The sequence below is a fragment of the Williamsia sp. 1138 genome (assembly GCF_002095435.2).
In the GTDB taxonomy this organism is placed as follows: domain Bacteria; phylum Actinomycetota; class Actinomycetes; order Mycobacteriales; family Mycobacteriaceae; genus Williamsia.
The window spans coordinates 14,251-37,641 of sequence record NZ_MJEJ02000040.1 but is presented as its reverse complement, the minus strand read 5'-3'; the positions used below and the strand labels follow the sequence as shown (position 1 = coordinate 37,641).

General features: G+C 65.4%; 26 protein-coding genes. 13 read left to right on the top strand and 13 right to left on the bottom strand.

What is annotated here, in order from left to right; genetic code table 11:
* Positions 1-59: 59 nt before the first annotated feature.
* Both BH683_RS11230 and BH683_RS11225 read left to right on the top strand, forming a co-directional pair.
* Complete coding sequence (locus tag BH683_RS11230; protein ID WP_084836354.1) at positions 60-932, top strand: SDR family NAD(P)-dependent oxidoreductase; 873 nt, start codon at positions 60-62, stop codon at positions 930-932.
* 67 nt (positions 933-999) lie between these two features.
* Positions 1,000-2,493: an FAD-dependent oxidoreductase gene (locus BH683_RS11225; protein WP_084836353.1), complete on the top strand. Its 1,494-nt coding sequence runs from the start codon at positions 1,000-1,002 to the stop codon at positions 2,491-2,493.
* A gap of 61 nt (positions 2,494-2,554) precedes the next feature.
* Here BH683_RS11225 and BH683_RS11220 read toward each other — a convergent pair whose 3' ends face one another.
* Positions 2,555-2,944 (bottom strand): ATP-binding protein, encoded by a 390-nt coding sequence (locus BH683_RS11220; protein WP_143696044.1) that lies wholly within the window; start codon positions 2,942-2,944, stop codon positions 2,555-2,557.
* 177 nt (positions 2,945-3,121) lie between these two features.
* On the bottom strand, positions 3,122-3,889 hold the full coding sequence (locus BH683_RS11215; RefSeq protein WP_281492299.1) for a SigB/SigF/SigG family RNA polymerase sigma factor: 768 nt from the start codon (positions 3,887-3,889) through the stop codon (positions 3,122-3,124).
* Between the two features lie 218 nt (positions 3,890-4,107).
* Here BH683_RS11215 and BH683_RS11210 point away from each other — a divergent pair, with 218 nt between their 5' ends.
* A complete protein-coding gene (locus BH683_RS11210) occupies positions 4,108-5,286 on the top strand; it encodes a zinc-dependent alcohol dehydrogenase (RefSeq protein ID WP_084836351.1) in 1,179 nt (392 codons plus the stop codon).
* A 29-nt stretch (positions 5,287-5,315) separates the two neighbouring features.
* Here the strand turns inward: BH683_RS11210 and BH683_RS11205 are convergent, their stop codons facing one another.
* Positions 5,316-5,735: a ChaB family protein gene (locus BH683_RS11205; RefSeq protein WP_084836350.1), complete on the bottom strand. Its 420-nt coding sequence runs from the start codon at positions 5,733-5,735 to the stop codon at positions 5,316-5,318.
* Between the two features lie 176 nt (positions 5,736-5,911).
* Between BH683_RS11205 and BH683_RS11200 the strand changes: the two genes are divergently transcribed.
* Both BH683_RS11200 and BH683_RS11195 read left to right on the top strand, forming a co-directional pair.
* Complete coding sequence (locus BH683_RS11200) at positions 5,912-6,709, top strand: SDR family oxidoreductase (protein ID WP_246833321.1); 798 nt, start codon at positions 5,912-5,914, stop codon at positions 6,707-6,709.
* A gap of 52 nt (positions 6,710-6,761) precedes the next feature.
* A complete protein-coding gene (locus BH683_RS11195; protein ID WP_084836348.1) occupies positions 6,762-7,409 on the top strand; it encodes an endonuclease in 648 nt (215 codons plus the stop codon).
* 52 nt (positions 7,410-7,461) lie between these two features.
* Here the strand turns inward: BH683_RS11195 and BH683_RS11190 are convergent, their stop codons facing one another.
* Positions 7,462-8,040, bottom strand: a complete 579-nt coding sequence (locus tag BH683_RS11190; RefSeq protein WP_084836347.1) for a TetR family transcriptional regulator — start codon at positions 8,038-8,040, stop codon at positions 7,462-7,464.
* A gap of 106 nt (positions 8,041-8,146) precedes the next feature.
* Between BH683_RS11190 and BH683_RS11185 the strand changes: the two genes are divergently transcribed.
* Complete coding sequence (locus BH683_RS11185; protein WP_084836346.1) at positions 8,147-8,923, top strand: SDR family oxidoreductase; 777 nt, start codon at positions 8,147-8,149, stop codon at positions 8,921-8,923.
* Positions 8,924-8,971: 48 nt separating this feature from the next.
* Positions 8,972-9,346 carry a heme-binding protein gene (locus BH683_RS11180; RefSeq protein WP_084836345.1) on the top strand — a complete coding sequence of 125 codons (375 nt, stop codon included), beginning with the start codon at positions 8,972-8,974 and terminating at the stop codon, positions 9,344-9,346.
* A gap of 217 nt (positions 9,347-9,563) precedes the next feature.
* On the opposite strand, the gene BH683_RS11175 is transcribed toward BH683_RS11180, so the two are convergent.
* From BH683_RS11175 to BH683_RS11160, 4 genes are read right to left on the bottom strand one after another with little or no spacing between them, the layout of a single operon-like run.
* Positions 9,564-10,013: a hypothetical protein gene (locus tag BH683_RS11175; RefSeq protein ID WP_246833319.1), complete on the bottom strand. Its 450-nt coding sequence runs from the start codon at positions 10,011-10,013 to the stop codon at positions 9,564-9,566.
* A gap of 53 nt (positions 10,014-10,066) precedes the next feature.
* Positions 10,067-11,002, bottom strand: a complete 936-nt coding sequence (locus BH683_RS11170) for a hypothetical protein (protein ID WP_084836344.1) — start codon at positions 11,000-11,002, stop codon at positions 10,067-10,069.
* 7 nt (positions 11,003-11,009) lie between these two features.
* On the bottom strand, positions 11,010-12,266 hold the full coding sequence (gene serS, locus BH683_RS11165) for a serine--tRNA ligase (protein ID WP_084836343.1): 1,257 nt from the start codon (positions 12,264-12,266) through the stop codon (positions 11,010-11,012).
* 10 nt (positions 12,267-12,276) lie between these two features.
* Entirely contained in the window at positions 12,277-12,693 is a 417-nt protein-coding gene (locus BH683_RS11160; protein WP_084836342.1) for an ankyrin repeat domain-containing protein, read from the bottom strand.
* 85 nt (positions 12,694-12,778) lie between these two features.
* Between BH683_RS11160 and BH683_RS11155 the strand changes: the two genes are divergently transcribed.
* Both BH683_RS11155 and BH683_RS11150 read left to right on the top strand, forming a co-directional pair.
* Complete coding sequence (locus BH683_RS11155; RefSeq protein WP_084836442.1) at positions 12,779-13,876, top strand: septum formation family protein; 1,098 nt, start codon at positions 12,779-12,781, stop codon at positions 13,874-13,876.
* A gap of 3 nt (positions 13,877-13,879) precedes the next feature.
* Positions 13,880-14,230 carry a metallopeptidase family protein gene (locus BH683_RS11150; protein WP_084836341.1) on the top strand — a complete coding sequence of 117 codons (351 nt, stop codon included), beginning with the start codon at positions 13,880-13,882 and terminating at the stop codon, positions 14,228-14,230.
* An 88-nt stretch (positions 14,231-14,318) separates the two neighbouring features.
* On the opposite strand, the gene BH683_RS11145 is transcribed toward BH683_RS11150, so the two are convergent.
* Positions 14,319-14,981, bottom strand: coding sequence for a histidine phosphatase family protein (locus BH683_RS11145; RefSeq protein WP_084836340.1), 663 nt, complete (start codon positions 14,979-14,981; stop codon positions 14,319-14,321).
* Positions 14,978-15,898, bottom strand: a complete 921-nt coding sequence (gene pheA, locus BH683_RS11140) for a prephenate dehydratase (protein WP_084836339.1) — start codon at positions 15,896-15,898, stop codon at positions 14,978-14,980. Before pheA ends, BH683_RS11145 begins: the two co-directional genes overlap by 4 nt.
* Positions 15,899-16,025: 127 nt before the next feature.
* On the opposite strand from pheA, the gene BH683_RS11135 reads away from it, so the two are divergent.
* From BH683_RS11135 to BH683_RS11125, 3 genes are all read left to right on the top strand, one after another.
* The gene (locus tag BH683_RS11135) at positions 16,026-16,790 is read left to right on the top strand and encodes a DUF2470 domain-containing protein (protein WP_084836338.1); all 765 of its coding nucleotides are present in this window, start codon (positions 16,026-16,028) and stop codon (positions 16,788-16,790) included.
* Between the two features lie 36 nt (positions 16,791-16,826).
* On the top strand, positions 16,827-17,633 hold the full coding sequence (locus BH683_RS11130; protein WP_084836337.1) for a type II CAAX endopeptidase family protein: 807 nt from the start codon (positions 16,827-16,829) through the stop codon (positions 17,631-17,633).
* 252 nt (positions 17,634-17,885) lie between these two features.
* Positions 17,886-19,076, top strand: a complete 1,191-nt coding sequence (locus tag BH683_RS11125) for an LCP family protein (protein ID WP_246833318.1) — start codon at positions 17,886-17,888, stop codon at positions 19,074-19,076.
* Positions 19,077-19,081: 5 nt separating this feature from the next.
* Here BH683_RS11125 and BH683_RS11120 read toward each other — a convergent pair whose 3' ends face one another.
* Together BH683_RS11120 and BH683_RS11115 are read right to left on the bottom strand one after the other, a co-directional pair.
* The gene (locus BH683_RS11120; RefSeq protein WP_084836335.1) at positions 19,082-19,792 is read right to left on the bottom strand and encodes a YoaK family protein; all 711 of its coding nucleotides are present in this window, start codon (positions 19,790-19,792) and stop codon (positions 19,082-19,084) included.
* Positions 19,785-20,678: a dihydrodipicolinate synthase family protein gene (locus BH683_RS11115; protein WP_084836334.1), complete on the bottom strand. Its 894-nt coding sequence runs from the start codon at positions 20,676-20,678 to the stop codon at positions 19,785-19,787. Before BH683_RS11115 ends, BH683_RS11120 begins: the two co-directional genes overlap by 8 nt.
* 39 nt (positions 20,679-20,717) lie before the next feature.
* On the opposite strand from BH683_RS11115, the gene BH683_RS11110 reads away from it, so the two are divergent.
* Positions 20,718-21,461: a GntR family transcriptional regulator gene (locus BH683_RS11110; protein ID WP_084836333.1), complete on the top strand. Its 744-nt coding sequence runs from the start codon at positions 20,718-20,720 to the stop codon at positions 21,459-21,461.
* Positions 21,462-21,483: 22 nt separating this feature from the next.
* On the opposite strand, the gene BH683_RS11105 is transcribed toward BH683_RS11110, so the two are convergent.
* Positions 21,484-23,271, bottom strand: a complete 1,788-nt coding sequence (locus BH683_RS11105) for a gamma-glutamyltransferase (protein ID WP_084836332.1) — start codon at positions 23,269-23,271, stop codon at positions 21,484-21,486.
* Positions 23,272-23,391: the final 120 nt, after the last annotated feature.

The following is a 23,391-nucleotide window of genomic DNA, read 5'->3' as shown; positions in this document are numbered from 1 at the left end:
CCTGCCTGGGTAGCCGAGTGCGCCGCGATTAAACACCGAACACTGGGTATACCCACCAGATGCCCCGTCACCGCACTCCCGACGCCGCCCGCACCTTGTTCTACGACCAGACTGTCGTGGTCACCGGGGCGGGCTCCGGGATGGGCCGATCCCTCGCGCAGCAGTTGGCCTCGTCGGGTGCCGCGCTTGCTCTCTGCGACATCGACCCCGGCGGCCTCGAGGAAACCGCCGCCCTCTGCCGTTCCAGGGCTCGTCGGGTCGCCACGACGATTGTCGACGTCGCCGATCGGCATGCGGTTTCGTCCTTCGCCGACGACGTGGTGGCCACGATGGGGGTTCCTCTTGCCGTCTTCAACAATGCCGGACAGACGGCGGTGATCGATGTCGCGTCCGAATCCCACGACGTCGGCCGACGCGTCTTCGATGTGAACTTCGGCGGGGTACTCAACGGCACCAAGGCGTTCCTGCCTCATCTGCGTCGCAGCGACCGCGGCCACATCGTCAACACCTCGAGCGCCTTCGGACTCGTCGCGTCACCGATGCAGAGTTCCTACTCTGCGTCGAAGTTCGCGGTACGCGGGTTCACGGAGGCTCTGCAGCACGAACTCGCGATCTCCGGTTCGGGGGTCCATGCGCACCTGGTGTACCCGGGTGCAGTCAACACCGCCGTCGCCCGGGACGCAGTCTTTCCTGACACACAGGTACAACGTTGGGTGATAAAGGCATTCGATGACATCCTGCCGGCGTCGAGTCCCGAGGGAGCAGCGCGAGCCATTCTCTCCGGGGTTGCCCAGGATCGGCGCCGGATCGTGGTCGGTCTCGACGGCCGGCTCATCGACCTCACCTGGCGGCTGACCGGCGGTGCCTACGAACGCCTCGGCGGACTTGTTCTGAAGCCACTCTTGTCCCGGATCATCGGCCGCGGGCAGTGAATCGCAGGACCCCGGCCCTCGGTGAGCTGGGCGTTTGAGTGCCGACCCGCGAGGGTATTGCCCGTTCGTGTCTGCACTCTGGTCTGCCCGGGTCCCTGTTGAAGCGCCGTCACGACCGGCGGAGGATTCGCGCTACGAGTGCGTCGTGGTCGGCGGCGGGATCACCGGCGCGACAACGGCGGTATTGCTGGCCCGGGCCGGACTTCGGGTCGCGCTGCTCGAAGCACGCCACATCGGCGCAGCCGCCACCGGCAACACGACCGCGAAGCTCAGTGTGCTGCAGGGGACCCGACTGTCGATGATCTCCCGGAAACAGTCGGCCGACACCGTCCGGGCCTACGTCGACGCGAACCTCGAAGGGCAGCGCTGGCTACTCGCCTTCCTCCGCGACAAGGGTGTCGCGCACCAGGTCCAGACGGCTTACACCTACGCCCAGTCCGCCGACGGCGACAAGACCGTCGAGGAGGAACTGCGGGCGGCTCGCCGCGTGGACCTGCCCGTACGCCACATCGCCCGACTCGACGTCCCGTTCCCCGCGCGCTCGGCGGTGGCGCTCGACGACCAAGCCCAGTTCGATCCCATGGACGTGCTCGCCGCGTTGATCGCTGACGCCGTCGCCCACGGCGCCGACATCTACGAGAACACCCGCGTGGTCACCGTGCGACGCAGGCACGGCGATCAGGTCTTGCACACCGCGCAGGGTGAGGTGCGCGCACAATCTGTTGTCCTGGCCACCGGGACACCGATTCTCGATCGCGGCGCATTCTTCGCCAGACTCCATCCGCAGCGATCCTATGCAGCGGCCTTCGACGTCTCCGAACCCCTCGCGGAGGGCATGTATCTGGCGGTGGACAAGCCGTCACGATCGCTACGGACGACTCCCGGCGAGAGCGGTCCCCTGCTCCTCACCGGTGGAGCCGGCCACACCGTAGGCCGGGCGCGTTCCGAACGTGCGCTGGTCGACGACCTCATCGACTGGACCACAAAGCATTTCCCTACGGCACGATTGCGGGCTCGCTGGTCCGCCCAGGATTACACGCCCATCGACGAGCTTCCGTTCGTGGGTCAGCTCGCGCCCGGCTACGGAGACATCCAGGTGGCGACCGGCTTTGCGAAGTGGGGCATGACCAACGGAGTGGCCGCTGCCCTGTCGATGTCGGGGCGCATCCTGGGCAACGCGCCACAGTGGGCCCCGGTCTTCGACCCCTCGCGACCGAAACAGCTGTTCGGGCTACCGACTGCAGCGGTCATCAACAGTGAGGTCGGATTCGAAATGGCCAAGGGCTGGGCGGGAACTGCGCTCAGGTCACTGTTGCCGGGCGGAGAAACACCACCAGAGGGACAGGGTGTGGTTCGTCGGCATGGCGCTCGACCGGTGGGTGTCTGCACGGTCGACGGTGCCCAGCACAGTGTTTCGGCGGTCTGCCCCCACCTCTTCGGGATTTTGGAATGGAATGACGCCGAGAGGAGTTGGGACTGCCCGTTGCACGGCTCCCGATTCAGCTACGACGGGGCACTTCTCGAAGGACCGACCACGCGGTCGCTTCACCGACCCGACTGAGCCGGATCACCGGTCGAACAAAAGGAGACGCAACTCTTCAAGAAAGTTGCGTGCCCGACACCTACTTCGACAGTTCGATGGCGACCAAACGCCCATCTCGCTGTGTCTCGCCCTCGTGCACCGCGACCAGAGAGGTCAGCGTCTGCAGGACGTGCCAACCAAAACCCTGCTGCACCAACGCGTTGTCAGCCGGAAACCAGGACCGGATGATCGCGTGGAATTTCTGATCCGCAGCGGTCAGGGCAACCGTCAGCTCAGCATCCGCCGAAGCTCCTGCGATGATCGTCATCGCGGCCTCGTCGACCGCCAACTTGATGTCGGCGACCTCGTCGAGCGAGAAGTCCGCCAGGACCGCAAGGGTCTCGGCGATGGCCCTGATCATCGGCACCTGGGACCTGTCGGCCGGGACACGAATGTTCACCGGTGCCTCTGCGGCCTCGTCGATATGCATCACACCACCCATCACCACTTCGGTCCCCCTTCAGCGGGCAGAATACCTTGCCGCATCCGCCGCTCATCGGTCATGATCGACATACACTCGACCCTCTCGTAGTGCGGTCTTCGGACGTGTACCCCACTGCCCCGGGCTCTAAGCACCGCCCGCGGAGTGGCTCGAGACGCGGTCGCCTCATTGCAGAAATACATTGGCATCACCCGCCGCATCGCTTCCCAACTCATCCCGGAGCTTCGCAAGGGTGCTCGAAAGTATTCGGGAGACGTGCATCTGAGAGATCCCCATCTGCTTCGCGATCTCGGTCTGCGTCTGCGAACCGAAGAAGCGCAGCACCAGGATTCGGCGCTCGCGCTCACCGAGCTTCGCCAATGCAGGCCTGATCGCCACGTAACTCTCCACATGGTCGTACTCGGGATCCTCCGCGCCGAGCGTCTCCAGTAGCGGGGCGCCTATCTCGTCGTCGGCGGCGCCGGAGTCGGTCGAGAGGGCCTGGTACGCACCGCGGGCGAGCAATCCTTCTGTCACCTCGGCGACATCGAGATCCAGCTCCGCGGCGATCTCGCTCGCCGATGGTGAGCGGCCCAGCCTCTGCGACAGATTCTCGGACGCGTCGCTGATCGACTTGTGGAGTTCTTTCAAGCGCCGCGGAACGCGCGTCGCCCAGGCTGCATCCCTGAAGTGGCGCCGGACCTCACCCATGATGGTCGGCACCGCGAACGAGACGAACTCGGAGCCGTGCGCCGGGTCGAATCGGTCGACGGCGTTGACGAGACCCAGTCGGGCCACCTGGACGAGGTCATCGTGATTCTCTCCGCGGCCGCTGAAACGCCGCGCGATGTTCTCCGCCAGAGGCAGACACCGGGTGATGACCTCTTCGCGCAAGCGCTCACTCTGCGTGCTGTCGTCCGGCAACTCCCGCAGGCGTCCGATCGTCGCGACCACATCTGAATAGTCGTCGGAGACCCGTGACCTGGGTTTGGCTCGCTCCAACACGGTCCTATCTGCGCGTAGTGAATCTGGCCTGCCCGGAGTACCCCAACCGATGCGTACCTCAAACACAACCTTGTCACGTTCTCATTCACGCATGCGCACATGGTTGTCGCCCCGTGCCCGTGGGTACGTCGACACCTGAGCAATCACCCACGTGAAAGGGGCGCAACATGCGAGCAGTGACCTGGCAGGGAAAGCGCGATGTGCGGGTCGAGACCGTACCCGACCCGAAGATCGAAGAGCCGACCGATGCCATCATCGAGATCACGACCACCAACATCTGTGGCTCGGACCTTCACCTGTACGAAGTCTTCGGACCCTTCATGAGTCCTGGGGACATCCTCGGCCACGAACCCATGGGCAGAGTCGTCGAGGTCGGATCGGCGATCAAGAACCTCGAAGTCGGCGACCGTGTCGTCATCCCGTTCCAGATCGCCTGTGGCAGTTGTTATATGTGCGATCACGCGCTACCCACCCAGTGCGAGACCACCCAGGTCACCTCAGAGGGACGCGGTGCCGCCCTGTTCGGCTTCTCGCAGCTCTACGGTTCGGTACCGGGCGGCCAGGCCCAGTTCTTGCGCGTGCCGCACGCCGACTTCACCCACATCAAAGTGCCGGAGGGACCGCCGGATTCACGCTTCGTCTACCTGTCGGATGTACTTCCCACCGCGTGGCAGTCCGTGGAGTACGCCAACATCCCGGACGGTGGGTCGGTGACGGTCCTCGGTCTCGGGCCGATCGGCGACATGGCGGCACGGATCGCGGCACACAAGGGCTACCACGTCACGGCAGTCGACCTGGTCCCGGAGCGACTCGAACGCGCGCGGGCCCGCGGGATCGACACCATCGACTTGTCAGAGAACGACGACATCGGTGCGATCATGCGCGATCGCACCGACGGCCGTGGACCGGATTCGGTCATCGACGCAGTAGGTACCGAGGCGCACGGATCCACCGGTGCGAAGATCGTCCAGACGATGGCCGGGCTGCTACCCGACGCCGTGGCCCAACCGGTCTTCAAGTCAGCGGGCGTAGACCGCCTGAGCGCCGTCTACACGGCCCTGGACACGGTCCGTCGCGGCGGCACCGTCTCGTTGATCGGGGTGTATGCCGGCGACATGGACGCGCTGCCACTCGGTTCGATGTTCGACAGGCAGGTCACCCTCAAGATGGGCCAGGCGAACGTCAAACGCTGGGCCGACGACATCATGCCCCTGCTGACCGACGACGATCCGCTCGGCGTCGACAGCTTCGCGACCCACGAACTGTCGTTGGAAGAAGCCCCGCACGCCTACGAGATCTTCCAGAAGAAGCAGGACGGCGCGGTGAAAATCCTTCTGAACCCCTGAGGATCGGGGCCCGTCAGGCCGCCCGCACCTCACCGGTTGCGGGCGGTCTTCTTTCGGTTCGCCTTCTTGATCGCGGACACCAGTTCCTTCTTCTTCATGTCCGACCGACCCTTGACATCGAGGCGGCGGGCAACCTCGAGGAGGTGCTTCTTGCTCGCGTTGGCGTCCACACCCTCGGCGCTCTTGCCCTTGGGGTTGGGCCCACCGCTCTTCGCTCGATCGTCGGACGGGCCGCGCTTACCCTTCGGCTCCCAATGGTCGCCGACCTTTTCGAAGCTGTGTTTCAGGGCGGCGAAGGCGACCCGATGGGCGCGCTTGGTGTCGTCGTACTCCTCCATCGCCGAGTCATAGGTTTTCGTGAAGGTGCGTTGAGCCTTCTTCTTAGACTTCAGCAGGGTGCTCGGCAGCTCGCTCTTCTTCGGTGCACCTGACTTCGTGGTCTTCGGCATGGTGTTCCCTCCGGCTCGGCGACGTCTCAACCGAATCGGATTACCCCGAATCTGCTGGTGCCAATCGGATGTTTCGTGGGCAGCTCACAGCGGGTACCCGCCTGTCAACGAAACGGAGGTATCCACATGGGCGAACACCGCGCGCAAACATCGAGTATCCAGGCAGCACAGGCGATATGGCCGAGAAGCCGAACGACGAGATGCGGACGTACAAGGGGCGTGAGCTACTTCTCGGCAAGCGGGCCCTGATCACCGGCGGCGACTCGGGCATCGGCCGCGCGGTGGCGGTTGCGTTCGCCAAAGAGGGGGCGGATGTGGCAATCGCCTACCTGTCGGAATCCGACGACGCCGAGCACACCAAGAAGCTGGTGGAAGAGCAGGGGCGCAAGTGCTTCACCTACGCCGGGGATCTCGCGGACCCGACACACTGTCAGGATGTCGTCGACCGGGCGGCAGCTGATCTGGGCGGTCTGGAGTTGCTGGTCAACAACGTCGCGTACCAGCAACCGGTCGATGACTTCGCCGAACTCACGCCTGCGCAGTGGCGGCGCACGTTCAGCGTGAACATCGACAGCTTCTATTACGTCACCCATGCGGCGCTCGAGTACCTCGAACGAGGTGCGGCGATCGTCAACACCGGCTCCATCAACGGACTACGCGGAAACAAGTCCCTGATCGACTACTCGGCCACCAAAGGCGCGGTCACCGCGCTGACCTACTCGCTGGCCCAGAATCTCCTCGATCGTGGGATCCGGGTCAACTGCGTCGCGCCGGGACCGGTGTGGACGCCGCTGATCCCTGCCACCATGCCGGCGGACAAGGTCGAGGACTTCGGCGAGCAGGTGCCCTACGGTCGCGCGGCGCAACCAGACGAGATCGCCCCGTCCTACGTGTTCTTCGCCTCCGACGTGATGTCGTCGTACTACAGCGGAGAAGTTCTCGCCCCCATCGGCGGTGAGACCCTGCCCGGTTGAGCACCCCGGGCACCCATCCACACGGTGAGATCGCCGGCGAAAGGAAAGTCCCGTGAGCACCAAGGAACAGAGAGAGGTTGCCGCCGAACTCGACAGGCGCGCAGGTCGGACTTACGCCGACGAAGCCGGTATTCGGTTGCAGGACACACCGATACCGCTCTTCGAACTTCTTGTGTTGACGATGTTGCTGAGTGCGCGGATCTCTGCGGAGATCGCGGTCGGCGCTGCGCGTGAACTCTTCGACGCAGGTCTGCGCAACCCGAAGGCGGTCATCGACGCTGACCGCTCGACGATCATCGCGGCGCTGGGACGCGGGCACTATGCCCGTTACGACGAGAGCACTGCCACCCGGCTCACGGAGGGCTCACATCTGCTCATCGATACCTACGACGGTGATCTCCGCAAGCTCGCGTCGGCATGCGACGGCGACGTGGGGAAGGCGCGCGAACTCCTACAGGAGTTCGAGGGCATCGGCCCGGTGGGGGCCGACATCTTCTTGCGTGAGGTGCAGGACGTGTGGCCGTGGGTCGCGCCGTTCTACGACCCCAAGTCCCTGGGTGCGGCGCAGGACCTGAATCTACCTGCGGACCCGGAGAAACTCGCCGACCTCACGCCCTCGTCCAACGCGAAGTTCGCCGCCGCCCTCCTACGTGCCTCGCTGGACGAGGAGTTGAGTCGCGCCGTGCGCGTATCCGAGTAGATACTGCGCAACGGCACCACTTGCGACGATGGTTGGCGGCGGATACGCCGTTTCATCGGCGGTTCGGTGCAGTCTGTCGTGAGACCCCGACGAGCGCTTCGACGGCAGCCATCATCAACGTGCGATGCGTTCGCAGCCGGGCCTTGGACCACGGCGATCGGGACGCGTGCGAACGCAGGGCGGGCGAAGCCGCCGGCCACGCGGTGACCAGTCCTAACAATAGAGATAAGACGTCGGCCCCATTGAGGTCATATCTGTCGTTCAGTTCCATGACTTTCGGCTCGTAAGTTGCGAACTCCGCATCGGTGGCGTCGGGACGCTCGAGGCCCGCCCAGGTGATCAAGCGCAGAACGGCCGGCGCGGCCATCAGGTAGTCGAACAGTGCACCGGCATAACCAGGTAGGTCGTCCGCGGTGAACGGGACGTCGTCCGACATCGCAGACAGGGTTCGTGACACCACTAGATCGAACAGTGCTTCCTTGGGCCCGAAATGGACGTAAATCGAGCGCTTGTTCACCTTCGCGCGGTCGGCGATCCGATCGATACGCGCACCGGCCAACCCGAACTCCGAGAACTCGTCGCCGGCAGCGAGCATGATCCTTCGCTTGGTATCGGTGGCATCAGGCGGCATACCTCCCAGAATACAACGTAACTATCCGGTTATTGACAGCACGATGTGCGGATGACACACTCCCGTAGGTAAGCATCTAGATAGTTACCTACAGACGAGGATTCTCATGCCCCAAACGATCTTGATCACCGGCGCCAGCAGCGGTTTCGGCCGCGGAACCGCCCTCGAATTGGCTCGCCAAGGCCATCACGTCGTCGCCACCGGCGAGACGTGGCCTCAGGTGCGGAGCCTGCGCGCGGACGCTCGCAACGCCGGCGTCACGCTCGAGGTCATCAAACTCAATCTGCTCGACAGCATTGACATCGAGCACGCGGGATCGTTCGATGTCGACGTGCTGGTACTCAATGCGGGGGTGATGGAAGGCGGCGCTGTCGTCGACATCCCGCTCCAGCGTGTCCGTGAATCTTTCGACATCAACGTCTTCGGGCATCTGCAGCTTGTCCAAGCCATCGTGCCGAAGATGATTGCCCGCAAGCGCGGAAAGATCGTGTGGACGTCGTCGATGGGCGGCATCCTCGTCGTTCCCTTCCTGGGGGCATACTGCGCCACCAAGCACGCCATCGAAGCCATCGCCGGATCCATGAAAGCCGAACTCGAACAGTTCGGCATCAAGGTCGCCACGGTCAACCCCGGCGTCTTCGGGACCGGGTTCAACGACACCGGCGCCGAAAGCTATGTGCAGTGGTATGACCCCGAGACCGCCCAGGTCCCCATGCCAGACTTCGGTCCATCGCTGGTCGACCAGTACGACCCTGCGGAAATGATCGACGCCATGGTGGAGATCATTCCCGCCGACGATCACCTCTATCGGACGATGCGGCCACTCGCGACCGTCGAGGCCGCAAAGGACTGGCAGAACACCGAGTGGACCCAAAAAGCCTAGACCGGAACGGAATACAAGACTTTGTCACAGCCCACTATCACCCTGGACATGGCGCGGCAGGCCATTGCACAAGGACAGACCAAAGCCGATGAACTCGGGCTGCGGGCTGTCTTCGCCGTTCTCGACGCCGGCGCGAACCTCGTCGCCTTCGACCGCATGGACGGCGCCTGGCTGGCATCCAATGATCTCGCCATCACCAAAGCACGAACATCGGTCATGTTCGAAGCGCCCAGCGAGGCACTGAACATGCCACTTACGCTCGACCAACCAGTGTCCCATTTCGACCACACCAACGGTGGTCTGCTCCTCATGGGCGGCGGCGTCCCGATTTTCGATAACGCCGGAGGCCTGATCGGCGCGATCGGAGCATCAGGAGGCACACCAGAGCAAGACACCGAAATGGCCCGTGCCGCCGCCGACTGACCTCGGCCGCCAGTTGCCAGCGAACACCACTCCCCTCGGAGTTCCGTCATCGGATCTCCGAGGGATGTGTCAATCCCGTTCCTGCCCAGGACAAGCGCGCATGGGCGCCGACGGTTTCAATCGAGAATGCCCGTTCCCTCCACAACACTCAGGACAAAGAGTGGGCTTGCGGATCAGATCCCTGTCGTGGATCGACCGATCCGCCTGCACCAGTAGATCAGGGGTTCTTCGCGTCGGTGATCGCAGCTCTGATCGCTTCCGCACACTCGGCACCCGCAGGCTCGGTGCCCAGCCCGATGTAGAACGTGCCGGACTTTCCGTGATCACCGGGAAAACCACCCAGCGTGAACCCGGCGTCCTCGACCGACGAGAAGGTCGTCTCGAGTGCGCTTCCCACCCGGATCGTCGCGTGTTCGATCGGCAGGGACAGAGCCGACGTACCGCGTTTGGCTCCCGAGGTCACGATGATCACGTGCGTGGTGTGCAGCACCACGAGCACATCGTGCTCCTTGTCGCGGTCGGTGCGATTGGCCTTGTGCCCGAGCAACTTTCCCAGCAGCGACTGTGACGGCAGGTTCACGCTGTGCGTCAGCCAGGCCGGCATCTCGTCGGAGAGCACCAACTGCCTGCTCTCGGCGTGCTCGGCCAGCGCCTGTGTCATAGGCATGGACAGATCCTTGAATCTGACCATCCTGGTCGAGCGGTCGTACATCGGCGTGTTCATGCTGTTTGTTTCTCCCCGCCTGCGGCGGCTCCGTCGGAGCCGCCTGCTTCTGCCTGCGCGCTGGCCTCGACCGCGCCGGACCACGCCACCGCGATCGCACCTGCGACCGCGAAGACGAAGCCGAGTACGGCCAGCCACGTGCGACCCGGCAACGCGTTGTCACCGAGCCAGATGATGCCCACCAAGCCGGGCACCACCGTCTCCCCGACCACCAGGGCGGCGGTCGCACCGTTCACCGAACCCAGTTGCAGCGCAACGGTATGGAGGTAGAACCCGCCGATCCCGGAGACGACGAGCGCGTACGCGGCCGGGTCGGCGAGGATGTCGGCGATGTCGAAATCGGTGATCCCGTGCATGACCCGGACGGAGATCGCGACCGCGCCGAACATGGCGCCGGCGCACAGACCGGCCGCGATGGCGGCCCGGGACCCCAGCCATTGGATGAGCCCGACCGACAGGGCCAGCAGGGCCAGGGTGACCAGTAGCAGTGCCCAGTGGAACCATTCGGCGTCGTGACCGGTGCCTTCCGAATCTGCCGAGATCCCCAGCGCGAACAACGCGATCACGACCACCGCGATTGCGACCCAGTCGCGGCGGTGCAGGTTGATGCCCAGGACGAAAATCCCCAGGATCGCTGTGATGATGAGGTTCGCACTGACGATCGTCTGGGACAGGAAGAGCGGGATGAGTCGGGCCGAGACCGCACTCCCGGCGAATCCCACCACGTCGAGGATCGTGCCGATGATGAACGCGGCCGTCAGCGCCGCCGCGATCGTGGACTTCATCGTCGGCGCGCCGGTCTCCGTCTCGAAACCGGCCTCGCCCCGGTCGGCCGCGGCCTGCCGGGACTTCCGCGCGCCGTAGGCCTGCATCACTGACGAGACGCCGTACGCCACACATGCGAAGAGCGCGGCGAGGATACCGATGATCATGAGGGGATTATGTCGGTGTCAGAACATCTGTGCCGACGAACGGCACCAACGCCGCCGGAACCCGGACGCTGCCGTCGGGCTGCTGATGGTTCTCCAGGATGGCGACAATCCACCGCGTCGTCGCAAGCGTGCCGTTGAGGGTGGCCGCGACCTGTGGCTTTCCGTTCTCACCTCGGTACCGGACCTGCAACCGGCGAGCCTGGTACGTGGTGCAGTTCGAGGTGGACGTCAGCTCCCGGTAGGTGTTCTGGGTGGGAACCCAGGCCTCGCAGTCGAACTTGCGGGCGGCCGACGAGCCGAGATCGCCTCCGGCGACATCGATCACCCGGTAGGGGACGTCAATCGCGGCCAGCATCTCTTTCTGCCAGCCGAGCAGCTTGTCGTGCTCCGCCTCGGCGTCTTCTGGACGGCAGTAGATGAACCCCTCGACCTTGTCGAACTGGTGGACCCGGATGATCCCCCGGGTGTCCTTGCCGTAGCTACCCGCTTCTCGACGGAAGCAGCTCGACCAGCCCGCATAACGCTTGGGGCCATCGGACAAATCCAGGATCTCGTTCATGTGGTAGCCGGCCATCGGCACCTCCGAGGTCCCCACCAGGAACAGGTCATCGTCGGGCAGGTGGTACACCTCTGCCGCATGCGCGCCCAGAAATCCGGTGCCCTCCATCACCTCTCGCCGCACGAGCACCGGCGGGATCATTACCGTGAATCCATTGGCGGTGGCTTTCTGCGCAGCGAGCTGCAGCAGCCCCAGCTGCAGCATGGCCCCGGCTCCGGTGAGGAAGTAGAACCTCGACCCCGACACCTTTGCGCCGCGCTCCATGTCGAGCAATCCCAGGCTCTCGCCGAGCTCGAGATGATCCTTCGGATTCTCTATGACGGTCGGTTCGCCGATGGTCTCGAGAAGGTTGAAGTCCTCCTCGCCGCCGGCAGGCGCCTGCGGCGCCACGATGTTGTTGATGGCCCGGTGCGCGGCGTTCATCCGCTCATCGGCAGCCGACTCGCGTGCGTTCGCGGCCTTGACCTGCTCGGAGAACTCCTTGCCCTTCGCCAGCAGCGCCTGCTTCTCGTCTGCCGACGCCTTGCCGATCAGCTTGCCGAGATCCTTCTGCGCAGACCTCAACTGATCTGCCTCGACGATCGCGGCACGCCTCGCGGTGTCTGCTTCGAGCAGCACATCCACCAACGCGGGGTCCTCGCCGCGGGTCCGCTGGGACGCGCGGACCAGATCAGGGTTATCACGCAAAATCTTCAGGTCGATCACGGAAGAAACCCTACTTGTCTAGCAAACCCAGGTAGTCCTCGCGCCCGAACATCGACGCCGCATCACGCGCCGTCGGGTGACCGGCGTCGGGATCCGCGCCCCCTGCGACAAGAGCTGCCACCACCTCGTCGTGTGACTTGAACACCGCGCCGGCGAGTGGGGTCTGTCCTTTGTCGTTGGGCCGGTTGACGTCCGCACCGAGCTCGATCAGCGCCGACACCACCGGCGCGTGACCGTGATAGGCCGAGAGCATCAAGACCGTGTCGCCCGCCTGATTGGTCAGGTTCACCGGCACACCGGCCTTCACGTAGTCGATGAGCGCCGTGTCCCCCGTGCGGGCCATCTCGAACATCCGCCCCGCGAGTTCTGCCACGTCGTCGCCGGGGGACCCGTTCTCTGGTATCTCGCCTGTGCCGTCGACTGCCATGCGTCAGACGATAACGCCGACCGGCAGCCCGACACCAGGGCCCATTTCGCCGCCAGGGAGCGCCACCAGGGCATTATGGATGCCGATGGTTGACAGTGGAGGACAGCGACAACGCCTGGCCCTGGCGGCAGCGCGGCATCCGGTGCGCGTGTTGCTCGCCGCGGTGCTGGTAGGCGCGGTGATCTGCGCTGGCGTGGTCGCAGTGATCGGGGGGTTCAACGACGCCGGCAAGGTCAAGGGCGACGAGATCGGCGACGCCAAGGCGTCGAAGAAATCCACGCCTTTCACCGAGTCGACGGCAGGCGACTGCCTGACCTGGCCCGAAGAACTCCCCACGAGTCAGTCGCTGGTCGATTGCACCCAGGAGCACATGTTCGAGGTCGCGGGCGCCGTCGACACCGCCGCCTATCCGGGGATCCAGTTCGGCGAGGATGCCCCGTGGCCGGGCCCGGAGCAGTTCACCATCATCCGCGACGAACACTGTCCCGCGGTGGTCAACACCTATCTCGGCGGCAAGCTCGACCCGGCAGGGCGGTTCTCGATCGGATTGATGTACCCGTCCGCCGAACAATGGGCGGACGGCGAACGCACCCTGAGATGCGGCTTGCAGCTGTCGGGCACCACCGGCACGCTCAAGCCGTTCCTCGGTCACGTCCGCGATCAGGATCAGTCCCAGCAGTGGCCGTCGGGGACCTGTATCGGGATCGACATGGAGACCCGCAAGCCGACCGATCCCGTCGATTGCACCGAACCCCATTCATTCCAGGTGACCGCGGTGATCGACCTCGGCCTGAAGTTCGGGCCCGCCGGTTCACCGTGGCCGAACGTCGACGAGCAGAACACCTATCTGCAGTCGACCTGCCCCGGGGTCACCGATCAGTTCCTCGGCGGTAACGACAAACTGGACCAGACCACGCTCAACCTGCAGTGGTCCACCCTGACCGAGCCCAGCTGGCTGGCCGGTAGCCGAAAGGTCGTGTGCTACATCGGTCTACCCGACCAGGGCGGATTCGCGACGCTCGTCGGAGATGCCAAGGGCAGCCTGCTGATCAACGGAGTAGTCCCCACCCCACCACCGGCCGAGCCGCCGGGCCGACTCAATCCGACCCCGGTTCCGCTGCCTCCCGGCGTCGAGGCCAACCCTCTGGAGACACCGGCGCCCGCCGGTGGTGGCGGAGGCTGATCGATGCCGGTTGTCATGTCGGACAAGGCGTTCGACGAGCTGGTCTCTGACGCGCTCGACACCATCCCCGAAGAACTCGCCGCGGCGATGAACAACGTCGTGATCCTGGTGGAGCCGCACAACGAAGAGGAGCCCGATCTGCTCGGGCTCTACTTCGGCATCGCTCTCACCGAACGCGACAGCCACTACGGCGGCACGTTGCCCGACACCATCACGATCTATCGGGAACCGATTCTCGAGATGTGTGATGACGACGAACAGGTGGTCTCAGAGGTCGCGATCACCGTGGTCCACGAGATAGCGCACCACTTCGGCATCTCCGACGACTGGCTCCACGCCAACGGCTGGGGCTGAGCTCGCAAACGCTCCACAAATACAAAGGCGCTCCACATATTTGTGGCGCGTCTTTGTATTTGTGGAGCATTTGTGGGGAGGAGCGGGGCTAACCCATCGGGTCGCGGGCGAACTCCGGTTCGTCGTCGGTGTGGAACGGGGGCAGTTCCTGGCCCCAGCGCTCGCAGGTCCAGCCGTCGGGTGTGCGGGTGAGTTCGATGGAACCGGTGTTCTTCAGGTGATGCGCCAGCGCGAACTCGGCAGGCATGCCGACCAGATGCGCGGCGACCAGCCTGATCGCGGCGCCATGGCTCACCAGATGCACCTCGCGGGCGTTCGGCCCGGACAGATACTCCTCCGCGATCGCGTCGATCACCGGTAGATAGCGGGCGTAGACGTCGTCGAGCGACTCACCGCCCGGGATCCGCGCCGCGGTGTCGCCCGAGAACCAGCTGCGGACCGTGGCCCCGAACACCTTGTGCGCATCCTCGGAGGTCTGGTCCTCCAGGTCGCCCACCTGCACCTCGAACAGTCCGTCGCGGACGTCGTTCGGGACGCCCCACACCGATCCGATCAATTCGGCGGTCTGCTGGGCGCGCCGGGCCGCGGACGAGATCAGGATGGGCGTTTCGGCGTCGGGACGCTCGAGGGCGTAGCGGACGGCCTGGCGGGCCCCGAAGTCGGTCAGGCCGGCTCCGGGCAATGCGGTGTCCAGGCGCTGCAACACATTCGAGGTGGTCTCACCATGCCGTACCAGGTGGAGGGTGGTCATCGCTCGCGTCCCAACCGGATCGACTCGAGCCAGCGATCACTGTCGTCGTGGCGAGGAGGTGGGGTCCCGTTCGGCCGCGCCGACGGCCACGATCCCAGGAAATGCATCGCAGTGGCGCGGCGGTGCAGCGCGCCGAGCGCCTCCGCGATGGGTGGATCGTCCAGGTGCCCCACGACGTCGAGGTTGAAGAAGAACCCGCCGTTGCGCCGGGGCCTGGACTCGATACGGGTCAAATCGATACTCCGCGTGGCGAATTCGTACATTGCCGCCATCAGCGACCCCGGGATGTTGGGGAGGTCGAGGGTGACCGACGTCCGATCCTGTCCGGTTCGCGCCGGCACGGGACCGGGAGGGCCGACGAGGACGAACCTGGTGTTGGCGTCGGACACATCGGCGAGTCCGTTCGCGATGTCGTGCAGCTCGTACAGGCGCGCGGCCAGCGCCGTGGTGAGCGCGGCGTCTGCCCGGCCGGCCGCGACATCCTGAGCGGCTGCAGCATTGGAGGCGCTGGTGATCACCTGCGCGGCCGGAAAGCGTTGTTCGAGCGTTTCGCGGACCTGCGCCGACGCCACCGGATAGGCCGCGATGGTCCGGATGTCTGCTGCGTCGATGTGTTCGCGGGCGGCGAGGGTGAACGCGATGTCCAGCACGGTCTCGGCGAAGATCTGTACTCGAGACCCCTTGATCAAGGCATCCAGCGTCGCTGGTACCGACCCCTCGATGGAGCTTTCTATCGGTACGCAGCCGTAATCGGCGCGCCCCTCGCGGACGAGGGCCACGGTTCGGGCGGGACTGCTCGCGCTGATCCGCTCGGCGGGGCCCTGGTCGGTCAGCCATGCGTTCTGCGCGAGCAACTGGTCGAGCGCCATCTCGGTGAACGTCCCGGATGGTCCGAAGTAGGCGATGGCAGGCACCATCCGAGATTACGGCAGAGACCGGCGTCGGCTCGAAAATCAGAGTCGGTTCGAGGGTTGCCAACTCACCGTCAGCGGGTTTAGGTTAGGGTTACCTACACAGGCTCACCGACACACCGCGAGGACCGAGATGCAGAAAACCGCGATCGATCGACCGTCCGACGCCGAGTCGGTTCGTACCGCCTGCATGCGGGTGACCGATGCGATGCTCGCCATCGAAGGCAGCGAACCCTCGCCGGTGACGATGGTGCACCTTTATGACTCGCAGGCGTTTGTTCTCGTACCCACCGACAGCGCGGCCAGCGCATTGGCGTGGCAGGCCGGATCGAACGGCTTGCCCGCGATGGTCGAGGTCACCGACGTGGCGCCCATCGACCTGCGCGAGCAGGTCCGCTCCCTGATCTGGCTCAACGGCACCCTGCACTCGGTCCCGTCGGACCTCGAGCGCGACCTCGCCTGCGAAATCGCCACCGACCATCCCTGCCCCGGCCTGCTCGACATCGGCCACGGTTACTCGCTGCTCAGACTGGGCCTGACGTCGGCGGTGCTCGCGAACAGTGGCGGCGCAGCATCGGTCAGTTCGGACGAACTCGCCCAGGCCGTGCCCGACCCTTTCTGGGAGTTCGAGGCCGACTGGGTCGCACACATGGATTCCGATCACGCCGACCTGATCACCGCGCTCAGCAACCGGCTCCCCACCGAACTCCGGGACGGCCGGGTGCGGCCGCTGGGCATCGATCGCTTCGGTATCCGGTTCCGCATCGAAGGTCCGGACAGCGATTCCGACGTACGGCTGCCGTTCCCGCGCCCGGTCGGCGACGTCATGGAGCTGTCCAAGGCGCTGCGCACGCTGGCCGGCTGCCCGTTCCTCAACAGCCTCCCCGGTCACAGCTGAGAACGCCTCACATACTCCGTCAGTAATCTCTACCGGGTGAACCTGCGCCCGTGGCTACAGCCGACCCGCCCGGCGCAGATCGAGGTCGTCACCGACCCGGTACAGCGCCGCGCGATCGGCATCGAGATCGCGATCGTCCTGACGTTGACGTTCGGATTGTCGGCCGCGTCCTCGCTGCTCTCGATCATCGAGGATCTGCTGTCCACCGAAGGCCTCGGCGGCGCCAGCGTCGCATTGAACTCCAGCTCGTCCGACCTCGGGCTCATCGACTTCTTCCGGCAACTGCTCTCCGCCACGAAACTCTTCGCCATCGCGGCGTTGGGGATCTACCTGATCTGGCGCGCCGGGGTTCCCCTGGCCCGCATCGGTTTTCCGAAGCTCAGGGCCAAGTTCGACCTCGGTCTGGGCGCCGGTCTCGCCGCGCTGATCGGCATCCCCGGACTGGGCTTCTATCTCGTGGCCCGGGCACTCGACCTCAACGTCCAGGTGTTGCCATCGAACCTTGACGAGACGTTCTGGCGCCTGCCCATGCTCGTGTTCTCTGCGATCGCCAACTCTGCGGCCGAAGAGTTCGTGGTGGTCGCCTACCTCATCACCCGGCTACGGCAACTCGGGTGGAGCGAGAATCGCAGTGTGCTGTTCTCGGCGGTGCTGCGCGGCAGCTACCACCTGTATCAGGGTTTCGGCGCGGCGCTGGGCAATGTCGTCATGGGCCTGGTCTACGGCAGGGTGTTCCAACGCACCGATCGGATCTGGCCGCTGGTCGTCGGGCACGCGTTGATCGACACCGTCGCCTTCGTCGGCTTCGCGCTCCTGAGGGACCATCTCAGCTGGCTTCGCTAAAGTCTGTGCAATGACAGCTGGCCAGATGCGATGAGCGACCGGGAAGAGCCGTTCATCCGCCGTCCCCGCCAGGGCCCGCCGCCGGCCGATCAACCTGATCCGACCAGGCGTATGGGGCCCGGTCAGCCTCACCAACAGGGTCCGCCTCAGCAGGGACCGCCGCGACACGGTCGTCCGCCCCAGCCGCCGAACCCGCCTCAGCGCCCGCGGCCCGATCCGCGCCACCAGAGCGGTCCGCCCATTCCCCCGCCCATGACCCGCAAGGGCCCACCTCCTGCCCAGCCCGGCTACCAGTCACCGCGGGCCTGGTCTCAGTCAGAGGCACCGGAGACCCGAACCGGGCGGCCCGCGCACCAGCCTGCACCCCAGCCGCCGCGGCAGAGTCCGCCGCCACCGATCGTCGCCTACAACCGGCCCCGACCGCCGGAACCACCCCGGGATCGGCCGCCACGACCGGCAGATCGTTTCGCGCCGCCCCCGCCGTCGCGAACACGACGCAAGCGTCGCATCCCGATCCTGCGCACTGTCCTGATCCTGCTGCTGGTGATGGTGCTCGGCACCGTCGGCCTGTTCGTGTACTTCGACACCAAACTGAACCGGGTCGACGCGCTGTCCAACTACGAGGGCCGGGTCGCAGGAACGCCCGGAACGAACTGGCTCCTCGTCGGTTCCGATTCGCGGGCCGACCTGAGTGAGGAAGAGCGCGCTGCGCTGGCGACCGGCGACAGCGAGGGGTCCCGGACCGACACGATCATGCTGGTTCATTTCGGGTCGGGCGGTAAGCCGATGATCATCTCCATCCCCCGTGATCTCTTCGTCGACATCCCCGGCAACGGCGCCCACAAGATCAACGCCGCCTTCAGCATCGGCGGTCCGGAGCTGTTGGTGCAGACGATCGAGACGAACACCGGCGTGCACATCGATCATTACGCCGAGATCGGCTTCGGCGGCTTCGACAAGCTCGTCGACGCCGTCGGCGGCATCGAGATGTGCCTCGACGCACCCATCAACGACCCTCTCGCCGGCATCGACCTGCAAGCCGGATGCCAGACCCTGAACGGCAAGGAGGCCCTGGGCTTCGTCCGGACCCGGGCGTTCGCGAACGCCGACCTCGACCGCGTGGTGAATCAGCGCAAGTTCATGGCAGCGCTCATGCAGAAGGCCACCAGCTTCTCGACGATCCTGAACCCTTTTCGCTTCTGGCCGTTGGTCAGTGGCACTGTGGGATCGCTCACCGTCGACAACGGCGACCACATCTGGCACCTCGCGCGGCTCGCCTGGGCCCTGCGGAGCGATCCGGTCACGGTCACCACTCCCAACGGAGGTCCGGTCTTCACCGACGATGGTGACTCACTTGCCTGGGGAGACAACACCACCGCGTTCTTCGCTGCGATAGCCGACGGCAAAGAGGTACCGCCGGAGCTGATCCAAACCGGCGGCTGACAACCTCACTCGTCGCCGGCTGCGGTCCGGACGTACCGGTGACCGGCAGAAGTCACAACCAGTGACAGCACCGCCGCGAGGGTCAGCGCCACCGCGACTCCGGTGACCGCCAGGATCAGCGCACCGATCACTGCACCGAGAAAGATCAGCACGATCGCCCCCAGTCGCCGGTTCCACAACGCTTCTCGTCCACCACGGGTCCAGGTCTCGGCGGCCAGCGAGGTCAGTGTCGAGGTGACCACCACCGTCGTCATGTCGGCGATCGCCACCTTGCGTGCGACGCACGCCTGCACGCCCATCGCGGCGGCAGTGGCGGCAGCAACCGCGATCTGGGCGCCCAGATCGCCTGCGACATCTGTCACCGCAGCGGCGAATGCTGCGCCGAACAAAATAACCGACCCCACCGCGAGACACCCCGTCACTGCGGTCGTCCAACCTTTCGGCCTGCTGCGCAACACCATTCCTGCGATGAACGCCCCGACGACGAACGTCCCCAACGCCACAGCCGGCCCGAGGACCGGCAGTTCATCAGCACCCGCGACACCCATCCCGAGGATCACGATGTTGCCGGTCATGTTGCCCACGAACACCCGGTCGAGCCCGAGAAAGCCGACTGCGTCGACCACTCCTGTGACGAAGGTCAACGCGAGCATCAAGACCAATCCGCGCGTCTGCACCTTCTGGCGCAGAGCAGTTCTGCCGGTCGGCTCAATCATGCCGCCTCGAATCCGAGGCGCGCACTGTGTGCGTGAGGTGAGCTTCATAGGGCGTGGCCGGCGGCCTGACCGCGGCACTGGTGATCACTCCCTGCCTGCGCCAGTGCTCCTTGCGGATTCCGATACTGGTCCCGGCCTGGGTCTCGAATGAGATCAGCGCCGACGCCGCGGAGATGACCTCCTGCGCGCGAGAGGGATTCCCGGACCTCAACCACCCCATGGCCTCGACGATCACCTCCGGCCGGGAGATGCCGGCGGCGGCCCACCGGGCACCCGCCAGATGGTCGTCGACCAACCCGATGCCGCCGTTACCGGCCATGATCGTCGTCGGCGTCTCGCTGCGAAGTCGTCGAACTCGCGAAAAAGTGGGCGCTGCCTCACATTTGACGGCCCAAAGCATGTCCTCGACACCTTCGAGAGCTGTCACCAGATCATCGATGTCGATGTGAACTCCGGTGGCCGATGGCAGATCCTGGATCAGCACAGGCAGCCCGCTGCGGTCATGTGCCCGCTCAATCGATCGGCGGAGCGTCTGAGGATCGGGCGACGACACAGGGATCAAGACCGCGGTGATGACACTCCCGAACGCATCCGTGAGCGCCTTGATCTCCTCGAGTGCGCCCTGCTCATCGAGTGACATCACCGAGGCGACGACAGGGGAATCGCCGGACTCCTCGAGCACCGCCTCGACGACCGCCATCTTCTCTGCACCGGACAACGCCGCCGGTTCCCCGATCACACCCAGCGCGATCGAGCCCGCGCATCCTCTGCTCAGCATCTCGCGGGTGAGGGACCGCAGCGATCGGTGACACACTCCGCTCCCGTCAGGAGTGAACGGTGTTGGCACCATCCCCCACACAGCTGTGGTGAACTCAGTAGCATTCATCTGGATCCAATCTTTTGTAGGTATCGCGGGAGGAACTCGATGACAGACGGCCCGGACGGGCACCGACCTGGGGGTTCGGGTGGCGCACAGGCAGCGGGAACCACGTCTCCGCTGGTGCAGCAGCTCGCCGACACCATCGCGGAGCGGATCAGCCGCGGTGAATACAACTTCGGTACCTGGATCCGACAGGAGTCGCTCGCCAAGGAACTCGGGGTCAGCAGGATGCCGATTCGCGAAGCGCTCGGGCAGCTTCAGGCGCTCGGAATCGTCGAGATGGTACCGAATCGTGGCGCCCGTCCGCGGCAGCCGTCGCTGCGAGAACTGACCGAGGTCTTCGAAGTTCGCGCTCTCCTCGAAGGTCATGCCGCGCACGAGGCCGCCCGCCTGATCACCCACGCCCAACTGCAGGTCCTCTATGCAACGGTCGAGGATTTCCGGGGAATCGTCGCTGATGCGCTCAGCGGTGACCTCGATACCGCTGAACTGCGTCGCCGCTGGGTACAAGCCAATTCCGCGTTCCACGACACCATCCTCGAGGCCGGTGGCAACACTCAGCTGCGGGCCACTGTCTCTTCGCTCCACCATCGCATCCCGCGGAACCTCACGTGGACGGCGCTGGACGCCGATCCACGGCTGCTCGCCGAGAACGCGGACGCACACGCCGCGATCGTCGCGGCCATCGACCGTCGAGATGGAGAAGCCGCTCGGGCGCAGATGATCGAGCATTCTCGCCGGGCCCGGGAGCTGATCACGAGCCGATCCCAGGACTCGTTCGCGCCGTGACGGCCACGCCGTCGCCACCAGGTCACCGACCCACCGCATAACCTTGCGCCCCGCGGGGATTGGCCGCCCCGCCCAGAACACCGGTCACCGGATCGCGCGTGACCGCACTCAGCCGCCCGAGCGCCCAGTCACCCGCCCTGGTCACCTTGTGGCCGCGAGCGATGAGTTCGTCGATCACCCTGTCTCCCAAACGGTCCTCGACCACGGCCCCCGCCGGTTCCCAGGTGCGCGGCCAGAACGATCCCGGCATCGACGTCGTGTGCAGTGTCGGTGCGTCGATGGCCTGCTGAGGCGTGTAACCGCCGACGAGGGTTCGCAGCAGATAGCTGAGCTGCCACTGGTCCTGTTGATCGCCACCCGGAGTACCCAGCGCCGCGATTGCCCAGCCATCGCGCATGAGCATGGTCGGTGTCAATGTGGTCCGCGGCCTCATGCCGGGGCACAGCGCAGACGGGCTCGCCGCGTCGAGCCAGGTCATCTGCAACCTGGTCCCGAGCGCGAACCCGAGTCCGGGAATCGTCGGCGACGACTGCAACCAACCACCAGAAGGTGTGGCCGACACCGCGTTTCCCCATCGGTCGATGACGTCGATATGGCAGGTGTCACCCCGCGTCTCACCGGTCACCGTGACGGTCGGTTCGCCGGTGGCGCCCGACGCTGCACCCGATGCGGTCTCGACGAGGGGAGGAAGGAAGGGCTCGATGTCGCACACCCCCGGCCGGAACTCGGCGGATGCACGTTCTCCGATCTCCTTCCGGCGGATCGACGCATACTCCCGCGACAACAGCATCTCCAGATGCTCCCGATCCAGCCCGTCGCCGTAGTAGGCGTCTCGGTCGGCCAGCGCGAGTTTGAGTGCCTCCAGGACGTTATGGGCGCCGACCGCCGTCGACGGGTCGATCTCGGTGTCACCGAATTCGTCGAGGATGGCGAGGGCCTGCAGCAGCACCGGGCCTTGGCCCCAGGGGCCGGATTTGAGGACGGTGACACCCCGGAAGTCGAACTCGACAGGCTCTTCCCAGGATGCGCTGAACGCGGCCATGTCTGACCTGCGGAGCACGCCGCGGTGGTCCCGTCCGTCCGAATGTCGGTGTGGCCTGCGCACGAACTCGTCGATCTCACCTGCGACAGAACCCGAGCACCATTCCGTACGAGCTGCATCGATGCGTTCGTAACGCGACCGGTGACCGCGTCCGGCGCTCACCAGTCGTCGCAGTGTGGCGGCATAGGAGGGATTGCGGAAAAGACTGCCGGGCAGGGGAATACGGCCGTCGGGCATCCACAACGCCGCCGAGGTGGGCCAGTGCTCGAAGAACAAGTCTGCGACGGTGCCGATCACTGCTGCCGCCCGATCCGAGAGAACGTGGCCATTGGCGGCATAGCCGATCGCGTACTCGAGCACGTCTGCCGGCTCCCAGGTGCCGTGATCGCGCAGCATCAACAGCCAGGCATCCACAGCTCCCGGCACTGCCGCCGCCAGCGCGCCCGCCGCCGGGACGAGATGCAGCCCCAGCCTCCGCATATGGGTGATCGAGGCCGCAGCCGGCGCCGGACCTTGGCCCATCAGCACAACCGGGGGTTTTCCCACCGGCGAGGCAATGGCCACCAGGTCGCCTCCGGGGCCGTTCAGATGCGGTTCCACCACGTGCAGGACGAAAGCGGCCGCCGTCGCCGCGTCGAATGCATTGCCGCCCCGTTCGAGAACCGACTGCGCTGTCCCGGACGCCAGCCAGTGGGTCGACGCAGACATTCCGAACGTGCCGGTGAGGTCGGGCCTGGTCTGGAACTCGGCGGGGGCGGCGAACGACATGGTTCTCCTAGAGTCGACGGAACAATTGGATCCTATTTGCGCAACCGTACCGCACCTAGCGGGTCATATCGATAGAAGATCGGTGTTTAGATCGCACCCACGCTTCACAAAATTGGGGCG

Coding starts and splice junctions, on each gene's coding strand:
- BH683_RS11205 (WP_084836350.1), bottom strand. CDS start 5,735: ATGCCGAAGACCACGAAGTCAGGTGCACCGAAGAAGAGCGAGCTGCCG.
- BH683_RS11170 (WP_084836344.1), bottom strand. CDS start 11,002: ATGATCATCGGTATCCTCGCCGCGCTCTTCGCATGTGTGGCGTACGGC.
- BH683_RS11230 (WP_084836354.1), top strand. CDS start 60: ATGCCCCGTCACCGCACTCCCGACGCCGCCCGCACCTTGTTCTACGAC.
- BH683_RS11115 (WP_084836334.1), bottom strand. CDS start 20,678: ATGAATGCTACTGAGTTCACCACAGCTGTGTGGGGGATGGTGCCAACA.
- BH683_RS11175 (WP_246833319.1), bottom strand. CDS start 10,013: ATGCCTATGACACAGGCGCTGGCCGAGCACGCCGAGAGCAGGCAGTTG.
- BH683_RS11135 (WP_084836338.1), top strand. CDS start 16,026: ATGCAGAAAACCGCGATCGATCGACCGTCCGACGCCGAGTCGGTTCGT.
- BH683_RS11210 (WP_084836351.1), top strand. CDS start 4,108: ATGCGAGCAGTGACCTGGCAGGGAAAGCGCGATGTGCGGGTCGAGACC.
- pheA (WP_084836339.1), bottom strand. CDS start 15,898: ATGGTGCCTGCCATCGCCTACTTCGGACCATCCGGGACGTTCACCGAG.
- BH683_RS11155 (WP_084836442.1), top strand. CDS start 12,779: ATGGTTGACAGTGGAGGACAGCGACAACGCCTGGCCCTGGCGGCAGCG.
- BH683_RS11185 (WP_084836346.1), top strand. CDS start 8,147: ATGCCCCAAACGATCTTGATCACCGGCGCCAGCAGCGGTTTCGGCCGC.
- BH683_RS11105 (WP_084836332.1), bottom strand. CDS start 23,271: ATGTCGTTCGCCGCCCCCGCCGAGTTCCAGACCAGGCCCGACCTCACC.
- BH683_RS11145 (WP_084836340.1), bottom strand. CDS start 14,981: ATGACCACCCTCCACCTGGTACGGCATGGTGAGACCACCTCGAATGTG.
- BH683_RS11180 (WP_084836345.1), top strand. CDS start 8,972: ATGGCGCGGCAGGCCATTGCACAAGGACAGACCAAAGCCGATGAACTC.
- BH683_RS11125 (WP_246833318.1), top strand. CDS start 17,886: ATGACCCGCAAGGGCCCACCTCCTGCCCAGCCCGGCTACCAGTCACCG.
- BH683_RS11110 (WP_084836333.1), top strand. CDS start 20,718: ATGACAGACGGCCCGGACGGGCACCGACCTGGGGGTTCGGGTGGCGCA.
- BH683_RS11200 (WP_246833321.1), top strand. CDS start 5,912: ATGGCCGAGAAGCCGAACGACGAGATGCGGACGTACAAGGGGCGTGAG.
- BH683_RS11160 (WP_084836342.1), bottom strand. CDS start 12,693: ATGGCAGTCGACGGCACAGGCGAGATACCAGAGAACGGGTCCCCCGGC.
- BH683_RS11150 (WP_084836341.1), top strand. CDS start 13,880: ATGCCGGTTGTCATGTCGGACAAGGCGTTCGACGAGCTGGTCTCTGAC.
- BH683_RS11120 (WP_084836335.1), bottom strand. CDS start 19,792: ATGATTGAGCCGACCGGCAGAACTGCTCTGCGCCAGAAGGTGCAGACG.
- BH683_RS11190 (WP_084836347.1), bottom strand. CDS start 8,040: ATGCCGCCTGATGCCACCGATACCAAGCGAAGGATCATGCTCGCTGCC.
- BH683_RS11220 (WP_143696044.1), bottom strand. CDS start 2,944: ATGCATATCGACGAGGCCGCAGAGGCACCGGTGAACATTCGTGTCCCG.